The sequence below is a fragment of the Psychrobacter sp. TWR1-1-1 genome (assembly GCF_049895865.1).
Lineage (GTDB): Bacteria > Pseudomonadota > Gammaproteobacteria > Pseudomonadales > Moraxellaceae > Psychrobacter > Psychrobacter immobilis_A.
Genome location: NZ_JAFCTE010000002.1, coordinates 121,937 through 141,706 on the forward strand (window position 1 = coordinate 121,937; position 19,770 = coordinate 141,706).

General features: G+C 42.1%; 18 protein-coding genes. 11 read left to right on the forward strand and 7 right to left on the reverse strand.

Annotation, left to right across the window (positions count from 1 at the left end; genetic code table 11):
- The first annotated feature begins 216 nt into the window (after window positions 1-216).
- Complete coding sequence (locus ACP69U_RS02600) at window positions 217-1,227, forward strand: RluA family pseudouridine synthase (protein WP_055123488.1); 1,011 nt, start codon at window positions 217-219, stop codon at window positions 1,225-1,227.
- A gap of 120 nt (window positions 1,228-1,347) precedes the next feature.
- A complete protein-coding gene (locus ACP69U_RS02605; RefSeq protein WP_426137744.1) occupies window positions 1,348-2,061 on the forward strand; it encodes an HAD-IA family hydrolase in 714 nt (237 codons plus the stop codon).
- Between the two features lie 141 nt (window positions 2,062-2,202).
- Here ACP69U_RS02605 and yihA read toward each other — a convergent pair whose 3' ends face one another.
- A complete protein-coding gene (yihA, locus tag ACP69U_RS02610) occupies window positions 2,203-2,994 on the reverse strand; it encodes a ribosome biogenesis GTP-binding protein YihA/YsxC (protein WP_193007119.1) in 792 nt (263 codons plus the stop codon).
- Between the two features lie 409 nt (window positions 2,995-3,403).
- On the opposite strand from yihA, the gene ACP69U_RS02615 reads away from it, so the two are divergent.
- From ACP69U_RS02615 to ACP69U_RS02630, 4 genes are all read left to right on the forward strand, one after another.
- Entirely contained in the window at window positions 3,404-3,739 is a 336-nt protein-coding gene (locus ACP69U_RS02615) for a c-type cytochrome (RefSeq protein WP_109592356.1), read from the forward strand.
- A gap of 338 nt (window positions 3,740-4,077) precedes the next feature.
- Window positions 4,078-4,746 (forward strand): c-type cytochrome, encoded by a 669-nt coding sequence (locus ACP69U_RS02620; RefSeq protein ID WP_045443487.1) that lies wholly within the window; start codon window positions 4,078-4,080, stop codon window positions 4,744-4,746.
- A gap of 446 nt (window positions 4,747-5,192) precedes the next feature.
- Window positions 5,193-6,335, forward strand: coding sequence for a hypothetical protein (locus ACP69U_RS02625; protein ID WP_426137745.1), 1,143 nt, complete (start codon window positions 5,193-5,195; stop codon window positions 6,333-6,335).
- The gene (locus ACP69U_RS02630; protein ID WP_045455380.1) at window positions 6,323-6,703 is read left to right on the forward strand and encodes an RnfH family protein; all 381 of its coding nucleotides are present in this window, start codon (window positions 6,323-6,325) and stop codon (window positions 6,701-6,703) included. Before ACP69U_RS02625 ends, ACP69U_RS02630 begins: the two co-directional genes overlap by 13 nt.
- 44 nt (window positions 6,704-6,747) lie before the next feature.
- Here ACP69U_RS02630 and ACP69U_RS02635 read toward each other — a convergent pair whose 3' ends face one another.
- Window positions 6,748-7,167, reverse strand: a complete 420-nt coding sequence (locus ACP69U_RS02635; protein ID WP_045443819.1) for an outer membrane protein assembly factor BamE — start codon at window positions 7,165-7,167, stop codon at window positions 6,748-6,750.
- Window positions 7,168-7,494: 327 nt separating this feature from the next.
- Here ACP69U_RS02635 and fur point away from each other — a divergent pair, with 327 nt between their 5' ends.
- Window positions 7,495-7,929, forward strand: coding sequence for a ferric iron uptake transcriptional regulator (gene fur, locus ACP69U_RS02640; RefSeq protein ID WP_045443492.1), 435 nt, complete (start codon window positions 7,495-7,497; stop codon window positions 7,927-7,929).
- Window positions 7,930-8,077: 148 nt separating this feature from the next.
- On the opposite strand, the gene ACP69U_RS02645 is transcribed toward fur, so the two are convergent.
- Both ACP69U_RS02645 and ACP69U_RS02650 read right to left on the reverse strand, forming a co-directional pair.
- Window positions 8,078-9,199: a PilT/PilU family type 4a pilus ATPase gene (locus tag ACP69U_RS02645; protein ID WP_055123483.1), complete on the reverse strand. Its 1,122-nt coding sequence runs from the start codon at window positions 9,197-9,199 to the stop codon at window positions 8,078-8,080.
- A gap of 170 nt (window positions 9,200-9,369) precedes the next feature.
- Entirely contained in the window at window positions 9,370-10,422 is a 1,053-nt protein-coding gene (locus tag ACP69U_RS02650) for a type IV pilus twitching motility protein PilT (RefSeq protein WP_426137851.1), read from the reverse strand.
- A gap of 403 nt (window positions 10,423-10,825) precedes the next feature.
- Here ACP69U_RS02650 and ACP69U_RS02655 point away from each other — a divergent pair, with 403 nt between their 5' ends.
- A complete protein-coding gene (locus ACP69U_RS02655) occupies window positions 10,826-11,542 on the forward strand; it encodes a YggS family pyridoxal phosphate-dependent enzyme (RefSeq protein WP_372814661.1) in 717 nt (238 codons plus the stop codon).
- An 11-nt stretch (window positions 11,543-11,553) separates the two neighbouring features.
- Here the strand turns inward: ACP69U_RS02655 and ACP69U_RS02660 are convergent, their stop codons facing one another.
- Window positions 11,554-12,828: a hemolysin family protein gene (locus ACP69U_RS02660; protein WP_372814662.1), complete on the reverse strand. Its 1,275-nt coding sequence runs from the start codon at window positions 12,826-12,828 to the stop codon at window positions 11,554-11,556.
- Window positions 12,829-13,074: 246 nt separating this feature from the next.
- Complete coding sequence (locus ACP69U_RS02665) at window positions 13,075-14,766, reverse strand: NAD+ synthase (RefSeq protein ID WP_426137746.1); 1,692 nt, start codon at window positions 14,764-14,766, stop codon at window positions 13,075-13,077.
- 807 nt (window positions 14,767-15,573) lie between these two features.
- Here ACP69U_RS02665 and ACP69U_RS02670 point away from each other — a divergent pair.
- The 3 genes from ACP69U_RS02670 to epmA all read left to right on the forward strand — a co-directional run bounded on the left by ACP69U_RS02670 (window position 15,574) and on the right by epmA (window position 18,982).
- A complete protein-coding gene (locus ACP69U_RS02670; protein ID WP_045455346.1) occupies window positions 15,574-16,701 on the forward strand; it encodes an AI-2E family transporter in 1,128 nt (375 codons plus the stop codon).
- A gap of 70 nt (window positions 16,702-16,771) precedes the next feature.
- Window positions 16,772-17,884 (forward strand): 4-phosphoerythronate dehydrogenase, encoded by a 1,113-nt coding sequence (locus ACP69U_RS02675; RefSeq protein ID WP_426137852.1) that lies wholly within the window; start codon window positions 16,772-16,774, stop codon window positions 17,882-17,884.
- Between the two features lie 72 nt (window positions 17,885-17,956).
- Window positions 17,957-18,982 (forward strand): EF-P lysine aminoacylase EpmA, encoded by a 1,026-nt coding sequence (gene epmA, locus ACP69U_RS02680; protein WP_426137747.1) that lies wholly within the window; start codon window positions 17,957-17,959, stop codon window positions 18,980-18,982.
- Window positions 18,983-19,098: 116 nt separating this feature from the next.
- Here the strand turns inward: epmA and ACP69U_RS02685 are convergent, their stop codons facing one another.
- A complete protein-coding gene (locus tag ACP69U_RS02685; protein WP_426137748.1) occupies window positions 19,099-19,737 on the reverse strand; it encodes an NAD(P)H-binding protein in 639 nt (212 codons plus the stop codon).
- Window positions 19,738-19,770 lie beyond the last annotated feature (33 nt).

Consider the following 19,770-nt stretch of genomic DNA (forward strand, 5'->3'; position numbering starts at 1 on the left):
TCTAAACAGATACTGCGCCCTAAAATCCGATTAAACATACAATGTTGGCAGGGTATACTGCTAATACCTTTTCACTAAAAGTTCGTAAAAATGGTAATGCGCTATTTAGAACAACAACAATGATTATTGCTGCAGTCTCTGCTTAATTGTCGCTCAACATGCTAAACTATAGCAAATCTTTCTGTAAATACCTAACTAAAAATGACGAAGCCAAAAATGACTGACGACGCACCTACCCATGAAGCCCCTGCTATTTTTAATAGTAAAACACGCCCGCAAAGCGCTGATGATGAAATCAGCAACTTTGGTAAGGTAAATTATCTTGAAGTAACCCGCCATCAACACGATCAGCGCTTGGATAATTTCTTACTGAACCGTTTAAAAGGTTTGCCAAAACCGCATATCTATAAAATGATTCGCTCAGATGAGATTCGGGTCAATAATAAACGCTGCAAAGCGCACGATAGAGTACAGCGTGAAGACGTGGTACGTATCGCGCCAGTGGTACTTGCTACCCGCGAAAAACCAATTATCAGTGCTGAGTTTGCTAAAAGCTTGTTAGCGCGCGTAGTGTATGAAGACGAAGGAATGCTAGTGCTGAATAAGCCTTCTGGCATCGCCGTTCACGGTGGGAGTGGTTTGGACTTTGGTGTTATCGAAGCCATGCGTGAAGTGACAGGTAAAAAATACCTAGAGCTGATACATCGCATTGATAAAGACACCTCAGGTCTATTGATGATTTCTAAAAAACGCTCAGCGCTAAAAGCGTTGCAACAGCATCTCGTCGATAAAACCATCCAAAAGCATTACTTATGTATCGCCAAAGGTCAGCCAGCATTAAATGAGCAACGCATTGATGCGTCATTGCTACGCTATACAGTTGCTAGTGGTGAACGCCGCGTCAAAGTAGATGCGCAAGATCCGCAATCTAAAGAAAGCCAGACCGATATCGTCGTTCATGGTCGTTTTATGATTGCTGATCAGCCAGTTAGTTTAATTGAAGCCAAACCGCTGACCGGTCGCACTCATCAAATCCGTGTGCATTTGGCTCACATTGGTCATGCTATCTTGGGTGATGATAAATATAATGTGCATGATAAATCAGGCGTGCATCGCCTGTGTCTGCATGCGTGGCGTTTAGACATTCCAGGCTATGAAACTATTACTGCACCGCTACCAGATGACATGGCAGACTGGTTGCCAGAGCAAACAAAATTGCCTGAATAAGTAGCCACATAAAATTTTTAAGCATTAACTTTAAACGTCACGAACACTTATTTTTCTTAATAAGTTGCCGTGACGTTTTCGTATCTACCATTTATTATTGATATTCGTTAAGGTCTATTTATGAGCAATCAATCTGTCGCTAGTATCTCTAGCGCTTCCAAAGGAACTCAGTTATCAGCCAGTCATCGTTTAGCGGATAAGACTCTGATTATTTTTGATTGGGATGGGACGCTGATGGATTCCATTGGATTAATCGTTGAGTCAATGCATGTGGCAGGGCAGGCGCATGGTTTTCAGACGACCGATAAAGCAGTACAAGACATCATTGGGCTGAGCTTAATGAATGGCATTGAGATTTTGTATCCGCAAGCCAATGACACGCAAAAGCTTGCTATTCAGCAAAGCTATGCAGACCATTATATTGCCAACAGTCACAGTACACCACTTTTTGCACCGATAGAAGGGATGTTGCAGATCCTACAAGCCCAAGGTAAAAGTCTCGCGGTTGCAACCGGTAAAAAGCGAAAGGGCTTAGACCGCGTATTAGATGCTTCAGAGAGCCACCATTATTTTGTGATGACCCGCTGTGCCGATGAGGCAGGCTCAAAACCTGACCCGCAGATGTTGACCGATATTTTGGATTATACGCAGCAGCAAATCGCCGATGCTGTTTTCATCGGTGACAGTATCTACGATATCCAAATGGCAACGGAACTAGGCATGACCAGTATTGCGGTGAATTATGGTACAGCATCACCTGCAGAGCTCGCCGCACAGCAACCCACTTATCAGGTTGACACGCCACAAGCGTTGGCTGAGCTACTATGCAATTAAATAAAAGCACTTCAATAAAGGTGCTTAAATAAAGGTGCTTAAATAAAAATCTTTTTAGATGCTGAAAATGATAATAAAAAAAAGGGTTATCGATAATAATGATAAACCCTTTTTACTTGGAGGCGATAATGTTTATTTTCTTTATTTTTGAGTGCTATCCTTCTGAGCACTGTCCTTTTCAATAGAGCCTTTTTCGATGTTGTCTTTTTCAATCGCTTCTTCCAACTCAGCGCCTTCTAGTAACGCAAAAGAGGATTCAATGATTTTGTCTGCCTCAAGCTGATACTCATACCAATTGCCCATGACACCAGCCAGCTCATCAAGACCTTCTTTTCTTAATGCTGAAAATAGCTGAATGCTACAGTTCAATCCCAGTTCTTTTAGTCTTTTACGAGTATTAAGTAACGCATTTTTAGATGCGCCATACTTTAGCTTATCCGCTTTGGTTAGCAAGATATGCACCGGCAGTTCACCATCATTTGCCCAACGTAGCATTTGCTCGTCAAAGAATTTCAATGGATGACGAATATCAGTCATGAGTACCAAACCTGCAAGGCTTGAGCGCGCCACCAAGTATTCTTCTAGCTCAACCTGCCATTCTTTTTTCATCTCAAGCGGTACGGCTGCATAGCCATAACCTGGCAAATCCACCAAACGTCTATCAGCATCACCAATACTAAAAAAGTTAATCATCTGCGTACGACCAGGCGTTTTAGATGAGCGTGCCAGTTGGCGTTGGTTGGTTAAGGCATTAATAGCAGAGGATTTACCTGCGTTTGAGCGTCCTGCAAAGGCAACTTCTAAGCCCATATCGGGTGGGCAGAGACGAAAAGTAGGTGCTGACATCATAAACTCAGTTTGCTGAATTTTTTGACGAGATTTAGTGTTGAACAATGCATGTTCGGCGGCGACATCAGTAAACGGGGTACTCATAAATGGCTCATTAATCTTTAAGAAATTGGATACGGTTATAAAATTTTAATCAACTGGTTGTCGAGAAGACAGTGCATTAGACAAAAAATCGTTACGAAGTTATTCATCATAACTTTCAATGTTTATTGGTCATAAACACAGTCATTTCAAGTTACCGACTATTCTATACTATTACTTATCTTACTTATTGAAATAACTATGATTAGCATCACATAAATGACAGAATACCATTAAAATAAGCGCTCATTAGAGCAAGTTGCCGCTTTTGTTCATACGTTACCAAAGCCAAACTATATTTATCTATATTTATACGACATACATTGTTACAATGTTTAATAAGATATACTGAACGAACGACGTTTAATAGCAAGATTGATTAAACGAGAGAAGCATCAAAAGGAGGTGTTCTATGGTTTCAATCAATGCACTTTTTAGCCAGACCTACCGAGTTTTAGTAGGTAGCGGAGCGGTATTACTGCTCAGTAGTGCCATCATGACTAGCGCTAATGCTGCTGATATTGCAGCCACCTATGATAACTCATGTGCTGCCTGTCACGATAGTGGGGCGCTGAACGCCATCAAAAAAGGTGATAGTGCCAAATGGCAACAGCTTATCAAACAAAAAAGCATGCCGACACTTATCAATTCCGTTAAAAGTGGTATGACGCAGATGCCTGCTGGTGGTCTTTGTAACAGTTGTAGCGATGATGATTATCGTAAGCTGATTGAGTACATGAGTAAGTGAGATGCTGACCGATAAAGCAACACAATACGACACACTATAAAACAACTTAAAAAAGCGCTGGGTTTTTTAGCCTGTAAGCGCTTTTTGTTTTTTGTTGGCATACTTGTCTATGTGTTAGAAAAACTGATGGATGTGACGATTAAGTAGGCAAATGCTACAAAGTCTTGCTATAATAATCGAAAATAAACCCTGATGTTAGTAAGTACTTTCAGACTGCTTGTGGCCAAGACCTTAAAACATATACCTACCTAACCAATAGTAGGGTAGTTTATATAAGGTATCTTATCAGTGCAATCACTCTAAATAATGCTTACGCCGAGCTAGTAGGATTTGTATCAATGAAAAAGTTAATCGCTGCTGCCAGCTTATGCGTTGCAAGTTTCAGCGTACAAGCTGCTATTATTGTTCCTGAGTACGACGTCAATGCCGGTAAGCAAATTGCAGAAACGGTTTGTGCTGCTTGTCATGGTGTTGATGGTGTCAGTGTTGTCCCTGCGCAGCCTAATTTGGGTGGCCAAAACGTAAAATACCTTTACAAACAGTTGGTCAACTTTAAAGCAGGTTATCGCAAGAACGGTATTATGCAATCACAAGTTGCAAATTTATCGCAGCAAGATTTAGCCAACGTTGCTGGTTATTATGCTAGCCAAGCGCCTTGGGGCGTTGGATTTGGTAATCCTGCGACCAACCAAGAAGCCACTAAGCTATTCTTAGGTGGTGATAAGTCACGCGGTGTCATCGGTTGTGCAGGCTGTCATGGTCCAGATGCTGCTGGTAATACTTGGGCGGCATTTCCACGCTTAGGTGGTCAGCATGCACAGTACATCGCAACTCAGCTAAAACTCTTCCGTGCGGCTGGCCGTGTTGATGATGTTGACAGTGATGAGCAAAAACGTGTCAATGATGCTGCGAAAGAAGGCGATATGGGCATGATGCAGACAGTCGCATCGAAACTGTCGGATCGTGATATTCGTATCTTGTCAGATTATATCAGTGCTGTTCACTAATTCATTTGTATCAGCTACGAGTGCTTAACGCACGTTACCTCGCTGAAATTAATAAGCACTTGACCATATATCAGCCATTGTTTCATTATTAAACCCCGATTTCGGGGTTTTTTTATAACTGTTCATCCCTTATATTATAGAGACCTTATAGTCATTCCATTATAAAAGAGTCGCTGCATTAACCTCGCTTGAAGTATTGAATATACATTTGCTTCTGGTTACCTTGTGCTTCTTCTAAATTGAATCGACTATATAAAATAAAACTGCTTACAGAGGCCTATCATTGCTCTGTATCATGATAAATTATCGTTATTCACTTTATACCAAACCCACAGAGTATGATTTGCGGTGTCAAACTTGTTTCGTCTACAATGCGTAGTACGGACACTCGTTTTCCTAGCTATTCTCATTTTTGTGAAAGGTATTAGATCGTTTGGATTTAGATTATGATGATCCGTTATGCTTCTTATTTTATCGCGGCATTGCTACCGTTACTGCTGTTTCGTTGGTTTGCACCAGCATCCATTGGTGAGATTGACTTTTGGTTACTCTGGCTATTGGCTATGGTATTGGTATCCTTGCCCGTTGTTTATGCGGAAATTGCCTTAGCCTATCGTAGTGTCGATGCGCCATTAGCAGGGATGCAAAAGCTTACTCGCGAAGCAGATGCCAGCCCAATATGGCGTAGTTTTGGTTGGCTTGCCGCGCTGGTCTCTATTATGATTGCGGCGTTAGTAATCTCAGGCGCGAGCACAGGTATTTTGGCGGCATTGACGGAGCTTAATAGCGCTCCTGCTATACCAGATTTTGCGATCGCTGCTGGCCTGATGGTCATTGCTGTTTTACTCAGTTTATTAGGCGTTGCACCGTTACCGATTGGCCTGGGATTAATGGTGATAGGTTTGTTGCTGGGCGTGGCAAATGGCCTACCCAATATTGACTTTGCGATGACTGATATCAGCTTAAATGAATGGGCGCGTGCAGTCGCGTTAGCGTTGGTTAGTGTGGGTGCAGGCACAGGCTTATACTGGTTTGGTCAAAACTTGGTAAACAACCAAGTGGCAACAGCGGTAGACAAAGACAATATCAATGCGCAAAAACCTGCTCGCAGCCGTGCGCCGAGTGAGTATCGGGCAACCAAATTGGTACTCCCGATTTGGATATTGCAATTGATCGTTGGGGTTGTGGCGTTATCTATTAGTGGCATGGTATTGCCACCGATTGGACAGCTATCATATTGGATAGGGGTGTTATTTGTCGCCAGCTATTTGCTGCATTATAGTATCCAGCAATTAGCACACAAGTTTGGACTACTGGTCAGTTTGGTATTAACCTTTGTCTTGGCGCTTTTGTTAGTCGTTATCATACCAACTGTTTGGCTGGTTGGACTGTTAGTGATTATTAGCAGCATAGCAGTATTATTGCTGTCTATCTTTGCGGGTTGGCAGATGAAAATTAGTCATCTGCGTAAGTCATTAAATTTTGGCAATGAAGCGTTTTATAACTTATGGCGAATAGCGATTCGTTTGATTGTGCCACTAGCACTGTTATTGGCACTGATAGGTTGGGTGATGCAGTGGTTGAGTTAACCGCTAATGGCGTTCAATCTGATAATAATTGTGCGCCGTCATCTGAGCAGACCATGCTAATGACTGTTTATTTGGCATACGCTGAAGATGCAAAATGTCAGCATTATTTAACCCTACAAGTTAATGATGAAACAAGTTTGTATGAGGCATTGAGGCAGGCAGGATGGTTGGTGAAATTTCCAGCGTTAGCACGTTGGTGTGAGCAAGTGGCAGATATTGCAACGCCAACGGCAAAGCGTTGGCATGTGGGTATCTATGCACAAAAACAGCCGCTTAGCTATCGCTTGCAGCCTTTTGATCGTATCGAAGTATATCGCAGCTTAAGCGCTGATCCCATGTCTCAGCGCAAAAATAAATCTCGAGTTTAAGCGATGTTGCGCCATCTATCATCAAAGCCGGTTGCCGTTCTTGATTATGAGGCAGGCAAGCTTTCGATACCTTCAATACGATTGACCAAACCATTATTATCAAAGTAGATAATTAAGTGCTGACTGGCATTTTTGACATCAGCAATACCTTTGCGGCTACCTTCTGTCCCTGCTTTGTAATCGTAAATATAATCCCAACGCTTAGGTTCTAAGGTGTCTCTAATAGCTGGGCTACCAAGGATATAAAGGACTTGGTTTTGATTCATACCCACTTGCAGTTTTTGTGCTTGTGCTTGAGTGATGGCAGTGCCTTGTGGCAAATCAATCTTATAAACACTCAATAATGAGCAGCCAGACATAGCGACAGTAGCGCTAAGCATACTGGTTATGACAATCTTGCGTAATACGCTTGTAGGGCTTAACGGACGAAAAGTTAATGTCTTTATCATGGTAAGATGACTCATAAGAAATGAATTAGGCGCAGCCAGAGGTTGTTAATGCGAGTCTGGCCGACAATCTTGGACAAATGATACGTCATTTACTTGCAATTTCCTACCACTTACGACATTATTTACCAAATGCTACCTGAGTCATTTTATTATTTATATTTTAAATTCATAGACTTGCGTTAGGATTATTATAGAAAATAACAGGCTTGGACATGAGGTCAAATCAGCCAGTCTGCTGTTATTAAAATGTTTCATATACTATAAAAAATAATCGTTAACGATTATTTATCTCATATTTTTGGTTCTTTATTTGCTAAGACTGTCACAGTCAGAAGGGATATTATGGCTTCTTTTACCAATCAAGATTTACGTAAAGCGGGATTAAAAGTCACGTTACCTCGCATCAAGATTTTAGAGCTACTGGAGAGTGCAGAGTTGCATCATATGAGTGCTGAGGAGGTTTATAAGGCACTGATAGAGCAAGGTGAGGATGTGGGTTTAGCGACTGTCTACCGAGTGCTGACACAGTTTGAACAAGCTGGTATCGTCGAGCGTCATAACTTCGAAAATAATTTATCGGTGTTTGAGATTACCCAAGAAGGCCATCATGACCATTTGGTTTGTGACGTTTGTGGCAAGATTATAGAGTTTCATAACGAAGTCATCGAAGAAGAGCAACTTAAAGTCGCAGAAAAGCACGGATTTAAATTATCAGGTCATTCATTGGTGCTATACGGTATTTGTAATGACCAAGAGTGCCGGGATAGCATCAAGTAATTTTTTAATTGGTGAGCATGATCTACCTTTGATTTCGTTTTTAGTGGGTTATCGTCATGTATAAAATAGGAAAAGCCCTCATAATAATATGAGGGCTTTCTTATAAGTTTTTATGGCAAAAACGAATAACAACGCTCAAAAGCCATGCTTAACTGATATCTAATGATAAGTTGTCCGCACCTTCATCCAGATTGGCAGTGCCGTTCTTACTGCTGAGTTTGATTTTTAGGCGTAAATCATTAGGAGAGTCAGCATGAAGAATCGCTTCTTTATAGGTGATTTCTCCTTGCTCATATAAGTCAAAAAGAGCCTGATCAAAGGTTTGCATACCGCTATCCCGCGATCGTGTCATGACATCTTTGATTTCATGAACCTCGCCTTTACGGATATAGTCACTAATCAGCTGTGAATTTAACAAAATTTCGATAGCCGCACGGCGTCCTTTACCATCAGGAGTGGGAATGAGCTGCTGCGCGATAATGGCTTGCAAGTTAAGCGACAAATCCATGAATAACTGATTGTGGCGACTGGTTTCAAAAAAGTGAATGATACGGTCAATCGCTTGGTTGGCGTTGTTGGCGTGTAAGGTTGCAAACACCAAATGCCCTGTCTCAGCGTATTGGATCGCGTAGCTCATGACTTCACGGTTACGAATCTCACCAATCAAAATAACATCAGGTGCTTGGCGTAACGTGTTTTTTAGCCCTGCCTCAAATGAATGGGTATCGATACCAACTTCACGCTGGGTAATAATACAACCACGATGTTTGTGGACAAACTCGATAGGATCTTCGATGGTAATGATGTGACCGTGCGAGTTTTGATTACGGTGTCCGATCATAGAAGCAAGAGTCGTTGATTTACCTGTACCTGTTGCACCCACTAGCAGAATGATACCGCGTTTTTTCATAGCGAGCTCTTTTAACGCGGGCGGCAAACGTAGCTCTTCGACAGTCGGAATTTTATTCTCAATTTTCCGTAAAATCATCCCTGCCATATCACGCTGTATAAAGGCACTGACCCGAAAACGTGCTTGCTGTGCTTCATCAGCAATGGCAAATTGGCACTCGTTGGTCTCTTCAAACTCTTTTTGCTGGTTGGGTGTCATGACGCCTTTGACCAATCGCATGGTTTGCTCAGCGGTTAAAGGCGTTTTACCGACAGGCAGAATTTTGCCATTTACTTTCATGGAGGGCGCTACATCAGCGGTAATAAAAAGGTCCGAGCCATTTTTATTGATCATTAACTGCAATAGTTTATCAATGTCCATATCGTACCTGCATTCGATGTAAATCGATTAAAAAAGTATTTAAAATCATGTTTTAAAAATCGCTAATAATAACCATTAGAATAAAAGTAAGGCATATCATGGCTCATGAATGCTTGTATTATTGACTCACATACCAATCATTATAAGCCAGTGACGCACGATGAATAATATTACAAAAATGCCTCAGGCTGTTTGGCATAAGGACGGGCTACGTCTTTACTAATGGTGCCTTTCGCTACTAGATTTTTGAGCGTTTGATCCAGTGTAATCATACCTTCACCTGCGCCTGTTTGGATAGCAGAGTACATTTGAGCGATTTTATTTTCACGTATTAAGTTACGGATAGCGGGTGTGCCGAGCATGATTTCATGTGCGGCTACACGTCCGCCTGCTTGACGACGCAAAAGCGTTTGTGAGATAACGGCTTGTAGTGACTCTGATAGCATCGCCCGAATCATGTCTTTTTCTGCGGCGGGGAATACATCAATGACTCGGTCAATGGTCTTAGCGGCTGAACTGGTGTGTAGAGTGCCGAATACTAAGTGACCAGTCTCTGCGGCGGTTAATGCCAAGCGAATGGTCTCAAGGTCACGTAGCTCACCAACCAGAATTACATCGGGATCCTCACGTAGGGCCGAGCGCAATGCAGGCTCGAAACCTAAGGTATCGCGGTGCACCTCACGCTGATTAATCAAGCTCTTTTTGGAATCGTGAACAAATTCGATCGGATCTTCAATGGTCAAGATATGCTCTTTACGGCTCTCGTTGATATAGTCAATCATGGCAGCCAGCGTTGTGGACTTACCAGAACCTGTCGGACCCGTGACCAATACCACGCCACGCTTAAAGTCTGACACGCGCTTAAATACATCGCCCATCCCTAAGTCTTCCATCGTTAAGACTTTGGACGGAATGGTACGAAAGACAGCGCCCGCCCCACGGTTTTGATTGAATGCGTTTACCCGAAAACGTGCTAGATTGGGAATCTCAAAAGAGAAATCCGTCTCATAAAATTCTTCAAAGTCAGCGCGCTGCTTATCATTCATGATGTCATAAATAAGCTGATGCACAACCTTATGAGTCATCTCTGGCATATTAATACGGGTCATTTCACCATCAACACGTATCATTGCCGGCATACCGGCTGAAATATGTAAATCTGATGCTTTATGCTTAACCGTAAAGCGCAGCAAGTCTTCGATGCTTAAATTGTTTTTTTTCAGCCATAATCGGATATTCCTATCAATCAACAAGGGTAGGACAAAAGAGCAAAAAAGGGGAGTGATTATCAATCGATCAACGATCTGATTAAAGTCGGTCACGTTAATAAAGGAGTAGCGAAGGTCTTTACCATTACTATTATATTCAGTAGCATATGTTAAACCATGTAACAATATAATAACAAGACTACCGACAATTAACCATCTACTACACCAATAAAATGTAAAATTAGTCATTATGAGTGTCGATTTATAGATCGATCCTTATTGAGTTTATCTAGATTAGAAGACATTTATATAAAGTTTAACCCTAATTAATAAAAGTTCATTATAGAAGTGAGTAAAAATAGAAGTCATTAAAAGTGACTGATTAAAAAATGGATTAAATTATTCTCGTGAGTAATATATGAAAGAAATAGAAAATAACATTGATAGCCAAAATCTTATTGCGAGCTGGCAGCAAGTGAGCAAGCAAATGACTCAAGCGTGTGAGCATGCGGCACGACAAGCAGATAGTGTGACGTTGCTGGCAGTTTCCAAGACCAAGCCAGCTGATATGATTGCTATTTTGGCTCAGCAAGGACAGCAGCATTTTGGTGAAAATTATTTGCAAGAAGCCATCGAAAAAATCGATATGCTAAAACGACAGCCAGAAACTAAAGGTATTATTTGGCATTATATTGGTAGTATCCAGCGCAATAAGACCCGTGATATTGCTGAGCATTTCGATTGGGTACAAACGGTTGAGCGTGACATTATTGCTCAGCGTCTAAATGATCAGCGCCCAGCTGAGCTGCTCCCACTGAATGTATTGATTCAGTTGAATATCGATAACGAAGAAAGCAAATCAGGCTGCCTGCCAGCACAGCTGCCTGATTTGATAACTGCTATCAAGGGGTATGACAGGTTACAGCTGCGTGGTTTGATGATTATTCCTGCTAAGGGAGGTACGGACGCTTTTACCCGTACCAAGCAGTTATTTGATGAGATTAAAGAGGCTCATGCAGAGCTAGATACTTGGGATACACTGAGCATGGGCATGAGTGGTGATATGACAGAGGCGATAGCCAGTGGTTCGACAATGGTGCGCGTTGGTAGCGCCATATTTGGCGCACGAGCTTAAATTTTTATTTATCAGACAGTCTCATCCATTCTAGTCACCAGCATCTGAGTGATTTTGAGATTGTCCGTTGCGATAATCTCAAATCGATAATTGGCATACTCGATAGTATCGGTTTTCTTTGGAATCTTGCGTAGCATATACATCATAAAGCCACTAATGGTTTCATAGTTCTGACTGCGTGGCAGATTAACGATATCTAAAGCGCGTACGACGTCTTCGATAGGAGTCATGCCATCGATTAGCCACGAGTTGTCAGTACGTTGAACAATGGGCTGCTCCTCCAAGGTGACAAGCTCCCCCATGACGATACTCATCACATCCTTGAGCGTGATGACACCCACTACCAATCCATACTCATTCACGATGACGGCAAAGTCAGCGCCTGTGGATTTAAACATCTCTAATACTTCAAACAAGGACAAGGTATCAGGAACGAAGAGTGCAGGTTTTAGTAAGGCTTTGTCAGTTAAGCTGACCTCTTGCTGGTTAAGAACCAATGCCAAAAAGCTGCGCGACTCTACATAACCAATAATGTGCTCTAGATCATCTTCCTGACAGACCAAAAACTTGTTATGTGGTTGTTCAATCATCACTTCAACGACTTTTTCAGTGCTCGTTTTGGTATCAAAATAAACAATATTCTCACGTGGATTCATCACCGACGTTACGGTGCGCTCTTGCATGTCAAAGATATTTTCTATCAGATGATGTTCTTGTTTTTTGAGCACACCAGCTTCAGCACCAGCATCCATGACAGCATAAATATCTTCTGGCGTCATATCGTCTTGCCGTATGGTTGAAATACCCAGTAATTCAAAGATGACATTTGCTGCACCATCAAATATCCAAATCACGGGTTTGAATATAAAAATCAATAGCATCATTGGTCGTACGAGACGTACAGCGATAGTTTCAGTGTTTGACATCGCCAATCGTCTGGGCATTAAATCAGCGAGCAGAGAAAACAAGCTGGTGATCAGCACAAATGATATGACGGATGACACTGCTTCATTCTTCACCAAAAGCTCTAGATAAGGGCTAATAGCTGACTCACCTACCGCACCAGCTGAGATAGCGACGGCATTCAAAACCACTTGTACGACAGTAATAAAACTGCCAGGGTGCTCTTGCATTTTAAGGACGTCAAATGCGCGGACATCCCCTTCTTTTGCCATGATTTGTAGCTTAATTTTGCGACCAGCAGCGATGGCAATTTCGGCAGCGGATACAAAGGCACTTAGGGCAAGCAATAAAAGAAGAAAGATACTAGCGGTTAGCAAACTCATGACATACTCGGTAAAAAATATAGGGATTAAAATAATTGAAGTTAAAGAATGAATGGGTTAGAAGTACAAAAAGAAAGTGTTTTTTATAACAGCTTGGCATTAAAAATCGGTTTATAGAAACTAAAAAAGCTGGGTAAGCACCCAGCTAATTATAATAAACTTGATTTTTTATAAAAGTATTAAATTAGCCATGTTGCTCGCGTTCTACATAATAAAAGTAGGGCAAGCAACAATGGCTAATCTAATTTAGCCTTTTACTGACCATTTATTCACTAATGGATAACGACGTTCACGTCCAAAGGCTTTATGGCTAATTTTGGTACCGATTGGCGCTTGTAAGCGCTTATATTCGCTATTGTCTACCATCTGGATGACTTTTGCGACCAGTTCAGCGTCAAACCCTTTATTAATGATGTCTTGATAGCCCATGTCTTCATCGATGTATGACATTAAGATGCCATCTAATACATCATAGTCAGGCAAGCTGTCTTGGTCTTTTTGGTCTGGGCGTAACTCAGCAGATGGCGGGCGAGTGATGACGCGCTCAGGGATAACTGGGGTGTCTTCCAAGCGGTTGCGATAACTGGCCAATTTATAAACCTGCGACTTATAAACGTCTTTTAGCACATCAAAGCCGCCTGCCATATCACCATATAATGTCGAATAGCCGACTGCTAACTCAGATTTATTACCAGTGGTGATGACCAAGTGCCCAAACTTATTGGACAGCGCCATCAGTACCACACCGCGCGCACGCGCTTGGATATTTTCTTCAGTGGTGTCTGCTGGCGATTTGTTAAATAGTGGCGCTAAGGTATGACGGATGCCTTCAACCGCATCAAAAATAGGACAAACCGTATAAGAAACATTTAAGCGGCGAGCCTGTGCTTGAGCATCTTCTAGACTAATCTGAGAAGTATATTCATAAGGCATCATCACCGCATATACCTTGTCAGCACCCAAAGCATCAACAGCGATACATAGTGTTAAGGCAGAATCAATACCACCTGATAGCCCAAGGATAATACCAGTGAATCCTGAATGGTTGACATAATCGCGTAGGCCAACGACCAGTGCTTGATACATCTCTGACTCACGGCTCAGTGTTAATGGCGCTTTAGTTTGACTATTAAACTTAGCAGTTTTGACGTCTAAAGTGGCAAGAAGTAACTGATTCATAAAACGTGGTGCTTCGTGGGCAACGCTACCATCAGCTTGCACCGCCATAGAACCACCGTCAAATACCAAGTCGTCTTGACCGCCAACGGCGTTGACATATACGATAGGCAAACTATTCTCACGGCTACGCTTGGCCAGCATCGTTTTACGATTGTCTTGTTTTTCGATCTCAAAAGGTGAGGCGTTCAAGCTAATAATCAGATCAGCACCTTGCTTTTTAAGCTCGGCAATAGGGCCTTTTTCCCACAAATCCTCACAGATAAGCAGACCGATTGTGATGCCTTTATAGTCAAATAAAACTTGGTTACGACCTTTATCAAAATAACGACGCTCATCAAATACGCCATAATTTGGCAAGATTTGCTTATGATAAAAGCCTTTTTGATGACCGTTATGCAAAATAGCAGCAGAGTTGAAAGTACCATGATGGTCGACATGTGGATAACCGACAATCATCACGATGTCATCGATATCACTTAAAGTAGACAAGGCGCTTTTGATGCGACCAGATAAGCTTGGGCGTAGTAATAAATCTTGCGGTGGGTAACCTAATAAAGCAAGTTCTGGGAAAATAATGACATCCGCACCTTGCTCGCGAGCTTGCAATGCGAGTGCACGCATTTTTTCAGCATTGGCAGTGATATCACCAACCAAAAAATGCGACTGAGCCAACGCAAAAGTAACGGTTTCTTGGGTTTTATTGGTCTTACTGGCCTCAGTTGAGGGAGTTATATTGGGATTATCATTGTCTTTTGACATTGTTATTGTTCCTATCGATATATGGTTTAAAATTTGTTGGGTCGTTGTTGATTTAAAATAAAATCAAAGTAGGTCCGAAATTCACTCAAAATAGCACTCTGTCATATCGAATTCTAATAGTGAACCGAGATGATGAGCTTGCTTACGCACAGTATCCAACGTTGTAACGCCCCTCTACAGGTTTGATCTTATGATAGTCTATAGAAAGACGATAAAAGAGGGCTGTAGCGCATCGTCTGAAAAATGTTATATATGTAGAATGATCCAAATAAATAAGAACAAACGAATTTAATGCTATTAAAAAGCTTAAAATAATTGCTTTAGTATAGCATCAATTATCGTTGCAAATAGAACGCGCCAGTGAATTACCTTTCAATAAGTCAGTTTACAGTATGAATGTAAAATATCCTTTTAGTGCATTGTTTTTACATGTTAAATCTATGTGTCAACTTCTATCTATTAATGTCATCATCTAGTAAGCTTATACAGAGAAAGTTGTAAGTAAAGATTACAACATATCGTTATATCATTGTCGTATTTTGCGGCATAATAAGCCGTGATAATCGCTTGATATTTATCTTGCGTTAGTCAAAACTATCGTCCGTAAGTATGTTACGGTATGCTACGATTTGATGCTCTCAAAGCAGGTTTACTGGTACTGATTGTTTACACCCCTCGCTAATGAATACCGCTAATGGACAGGGTCTTTTTATGGGCACCGTCTGTGAGTTGATATTCATCACACATTTATAAACTTGCCAGCAAGGTCGCGATAGATCTTCGCTGTCTGCTCTTGGTTTATACGCTATGATTGAAAATTGGACAAAAGAATTTATTATTCAGCGCTTATTGGCTATTACTCTGTTGGTGGTGCTGTTCGTACTGTGTTTTCAAGTGGTACAGTTTTTTATTGTACCCGCATTATGGGCGGCGATTTTAGCGTATGTTACCTTTCCTATTTATAACTTTTTTTACGAAAAAGTAAAGCTGAGTCCTAATTTTAGCGCTGCTATTATGACGGTGAGTATCTCCTTAATGATAGGTGTGCCACTGGTTATCGGTGTTTTTATTCTACAGCAAGAAGCCTTGAGCCTAATCAGTAACTTGATTTATCGTATAAAAGTGGGCTATTTAGATGTGCCTGATTCTATCAAAGATATGCCTATCATCGGTCAGCAAGTGAAAGATGTGCTGTGGAGAATCAATAAAAACCCAGAAGGGACGTTAGAGGCGTTTCGTATCTGGGTACAGTCACATTTATATTATGGCAAAGTAGCGTTTGATGTGGTGTTTAGTGGTCTTGCCAAGTTAGGTATGGCGCTGATGACGTTGTTTTTCTTTTATCGTGATGGTACCAGTTTGGTGCGTCAAATTCGTCAAGCACTGCGTAATATCATTGGCAATCGCATCGATGGCTATATTGATTCTGTGGGTACGACCACGCGTGCGGTGGTTTATGGCATTGGTTTGACGGCATTGGCACAAGCACTGCTCGCAGGTGTGGGTTACTACTTCGCTGGTGCACCAAGTCCTATCTTACTCACTATCGTCACCTTTATTATCGCCCTGATTCCGTTTGGCACGCCATTTGTCTGGGGTGGTGTATCCATTTGGTTGTTAAGCCAAGGTCATACTGTAGAAGGGATTGGCTTGGCACTATGGGGCACTTTGGTTATCAGCTGGGTTGACAATCTCATCCGTCCTATTGTGATTAGTGGCGCGACCAAAATCCCTTTTATTATTATTTTTATTGGTGTATTAGGTGGTTTAACGGCTTTTGGCTTTGTTGGTTTGTTTATCGGTCCTGTGGTGCTAGCCATCGGATTGGCGGTATGGCGAGAATGGATATCGCAGCATAAAAATGAGATATTTGCCCCGCAGGATTTGGTGTTGTCTGACAACCAAACGTTGCCACCAGTCAATGAATCAGAGTAGAGGCACGTAGAGGCACATAGTCATGTTAAATAAGAATACTGCAAACGTTATGCAAAATAGAGAGAACTCTATTGACAGCATTACTATCGTGGCCGATAGCAATATCGCAAGCGTAGATGCATTTTTTAATGCTTCGATGCTTGGACAGGTATCTGAGCAGACGGTCAATATCACCACCGTCGCTGGACGCGATATCAATGCGCAGTTGCTCGCAGAATTACAACCTGATGTGCTGTTGATACGCTCGGTGACGCCAGTTGGCGAGACACTGCTAGTCAATAATAACAGCGTAAAATTTGTCGGTTCAGCGACTATCGGTACCGATCATGTCGATCAAGACTATTTGGCGGCGCGAAATATCACTTTCGCCAATGCGGCTGGATGTAGTAAACATTCTGTCGCGCAGTATGTGTTGACGGCGATTTTGACGTTGCGTCCGCACTATTGGCAGCAATCCACGAAGCCATTAACATTGGGCATCATCGGACTTGGTAATATTGGTAGTACGCTCGCTCAGTATGCCATTGATTTAGGCTGGCAGGTACTAGGCTATGATCCATTACTGCCTACCTCGAATACGAATAATGCAAGCCTTGAGCAAGTGCTTAGCCAAAGCGATGTAGTGAGCTTACATGTGCCTTTAACCGATAAAAAAGATAGTACAAACCCTAGTGGCAGTGATTATCCAACAAAGCATCTGATTGACGCAACTACGCTGGCAGTGATGCCTGCGCATACCTTGTTGATTAATAGTGCGCGCGGACCAGTCATTAATGCGCGTGATTTAGAAGCAGATATTGAGCGCACAGATCGCCAAGTAGTGCTCGATGTGTTTGAATTTGAACCAGAGATTTCTGAGCACTTATTGTCCAAACTGGCTATCGCCACCCCTCATATCGCAGGCTATACGGTCGAAGGTAAGCTGCGTGGTACGCAAATCATCTATGATGCGCTCTGTGAAAAGTTAGCAGTCTTGCCTGTATTGTCGATGCATAGTTTGCTACCGCTCAATACTTATCTCTGGTCTGAGCTAAAAGCACATCCAGACAGATTACAGAAGTTTTACGATATCATGCACGATGATGCTGCACTAAGAAGCAAGCTGGCTGACGGTCAAATAAAGGGTGCTGACTTTGATCAGTTGCGCCGAGATTATCACTTACGCCGCGAATGGCAGTGGTAAAAGTTAGGCAGCCTTAAACCCTAAAGTAGCATCTGAGAACTTATTCTTATCCTTTAATTGCAGTAAATAATAATGACCCAAGCAAGTAATTCTTCTTCAAAACCCAGCTATGCGCCGAGCATGACATTGGCAATGGCTCAGCAGCGTGCGCAATTGATGAGCACCGTTCGTCAGTTTTTCGCCACGCATCAAGTGCTTGAAGTGCAAACACCGCTACTATCGCAGGCTGGCAATACTGATACTTTCTTACAATCAGTTGCCGCGCAAGTGACGTATCAAGATAAACCTTGTACTTATTATCTGCATACTTCACCTGAGTTTGCCATGAAACGTTTACTTGCCAGCTGGCAAGTGCCTATATATCAAATTTGCTGCGTATTTCGAGATAACGAAATAGGCGTACGCCATAATATCGAATTTACCATGCTTGAGTGGTATCAGCCGAATTATAGTCTGGATGATATGGCGGCTGAATTAGGTGAATTATTAGCGGCGCTTTATGGGCATTCAGTGGTGATGAGTCATTACCGCTATGTTGATGCGTTTATGGATTTTGTCGGCATACATCCGCTGACAGCTAGCCTTGATGCCCTGCAAGCAGTAGCAGAAGATAAGGGTTTGACAGGTTTTGATTTTAATAGCGACTTGGATAACACAGAAGATGGCGAAGCAGATATTCGTCAAAGCTGGCTGGATTTGCTGTTTAGTCATGCGGTCGAGCCAAACTTGGGTCACGATTTACCGACCTTGATTATAGAATATCCACCTGCCACGGCGGCCCTGGCAAAAACAGCAGTTGATAAAGAGGGCAATACAGTCGCTAAACGTTTCGAGCTGTATATCAATGGCATTGAGATTGCCAACGCTTATGATGAGCTAGCAGATGGACAAGCGTTAAGAGAACGGTTTGAGCGAGACAATCAACTGCGTAAGCGTCATAACCTGCCACAAATGCCAATCGATGAGCATTTATTAGCAGCGTCTGATGCTTTAATACCCTGTAGCGGTATCGCCGTTGGTATCGATAGATTACTCATGGTAATCACAGGCGCGAATAGCTTAGAGGATGTGATTTCTTTTCCAAGCGGTTTGGCCTAGTCGATTATTGATAGACTTAATATAGTTGCCACTTATTTGACAAGCCTATTAGAAAAAAGCGAATAACCCATTAGGCTTACTCGCTTTTTTCGTTTTAATCGCTGTAAAGTTGATTCTTATAACTGTGCAATCGCCTCATCAATCGCAGTCTCACCGTTATGCATACTAAAGACTTTCTTGATGGTATTATCGGCATTTAGGACGGCTGCCAGAGTAGTCGCCACATCGGCAATTGAATTTTCTCCAGCATTATCATCGTTGACAGTGATTGTACCAGTTGCTTCGCGCTCTTTTAGCGCCCCAGCTTGAACGATGGTGTAGTCAAGGCTACTATTATTAATTAACCACTGATCCGCATAATGCTTGCAGATATAGTATTCTTTTAGGTCAGCAATACCAGCATTGTCCCATTTACTGGTGTCTAACGAAAAGACGGTGCTAAGCATAATATAGCGCTTAATGCCTTTGTCCTCTGCGGCTTGCATGGTTTTGACCGCCCCATGTAAATCCACTTCTAAGACGTCTTTGCCGCCAGACCCTGCAACGAAATAGACAGCGTCAATATCTCGACCAATTTGCTTTTGTATAGTCTCTTTTTCGGCAGTGATATCTAAATCGAGTTGGCTATAATTGTCATCGGTAAACAGTTTTTCTTCTTGGCGTGTCGTGCCAATAACTTGATGGTGATCCGCTAATAGCTGCTTGACCAAATCCGTTCCCACTCTACCACTTGCCCCAATTACTAAAATTTTCATTGTCATTCCTATTCTTATATACGTTATCGTTGT

Bases quoted from the DNA above. Each gene is read 5' to 3' on its own strand.
- ACP69U_RS02600 (WP_055123488.1), top strand. From the start codon at position 217: ATGACTGACGACGCACCTACCCATGAAGCCCCTGCTATTTTTAATAGT.
- ACP69U_RS02605 (WP_426137744.1), top strand. From the start codon at position 1,348: ATGAGCAATCAATCTGTCGCTAGTATCTCTAGCGCTTCCAAAGGAACT.
- yihA (WP_193007119.1), bottom strand. From the start codon at position 2,994: ATGAGTACCCCGTTTACTGATGTCGCCGCCGAACATGCATTGTTCAAC.
- ACP69U_RS02615 (WP_109592356.1), top strand. From the start codon at position 3,404: ATGGTTTCAATCAATGCACTTTTTAGCCAGACCTACCGAGTTTTAGTA.
- ACP69U_RS02620 (WP_045443487.1), top strand. From the start codon at position 4,078: ATGAAAAAGTTAATCGCTGCTGCCAGCTTATGCGTTGCAAGTTTCAGC.
- ACP69U_RS02625 (WP_426137745.1), top strand. From the start codon at position 5,193: ATGATGATCCGTTATGCTTCTTATTTTATCGCGGCATTGCTACCGTTA.
- ACP69U_RS02635 (WP_045443819.1), bottom strand. From the start codon at position 7,167: ATGAGTCATCTTACCATGATAAAGACATTAACTTTTCGTCCGTTAAGC.
- fur (WP_045443492.1), top strand. From the start codon at position 7,495: ATGGCTTCTTTTACCAATCAAGATTTACGTAAAGCGGGATTAAAAGTC.
- ACP69U_RS02645 (WP_055123483.1), bottom strand. From the start codon at position 9,199: ATGGACATTGATAAACTATTGCAGTTAATGATCAATAAAAATGGCTCG.
- ACP69U_RS02655 (WP_372814661.1), top strand. From the start codon at position 10,826: ATGAAAGAAATAGAAAATAACATTGATAGCCAAAATCTTATTGCGAGC.
- ACP69U_RS02660 (WP_372814662.1), bottom strand. From the start codon at position 12,828: ATGAGTTTGCTAACCGCTAGTATCTTTCTTCTTTTATTGCTTGCCCTA.
- ACP69U_RS02665 (WP_426137746.1), bottom strand. From the start codon at position 14,766: ATGTCAAAAGACAATGATAATCCCAATATAACTCCCTCAACTGAGGCC.
- ACP69U_RS02670 (WP_045455346.1), top strand. From the start codon at position 15,574: ATGATTGAAAATTGGACAAAAGAATTTATTATTCAGCGCTTATTGGCT.
- epmA (WP_426137747.1), top strand. From the start codon at position 17,957: ATGACCCAAGCAAGTAATTCTTCTTCAAAACCCAGCTATGCGCCGAGC.
- ACP69U_RS02685 (WP_426137748.1), bottom strand. From the start codon at position 19,737: ATGAAAATTTTAGTAATTGGGGCAAGTGGTAGAGTGGGAACGGATTTG.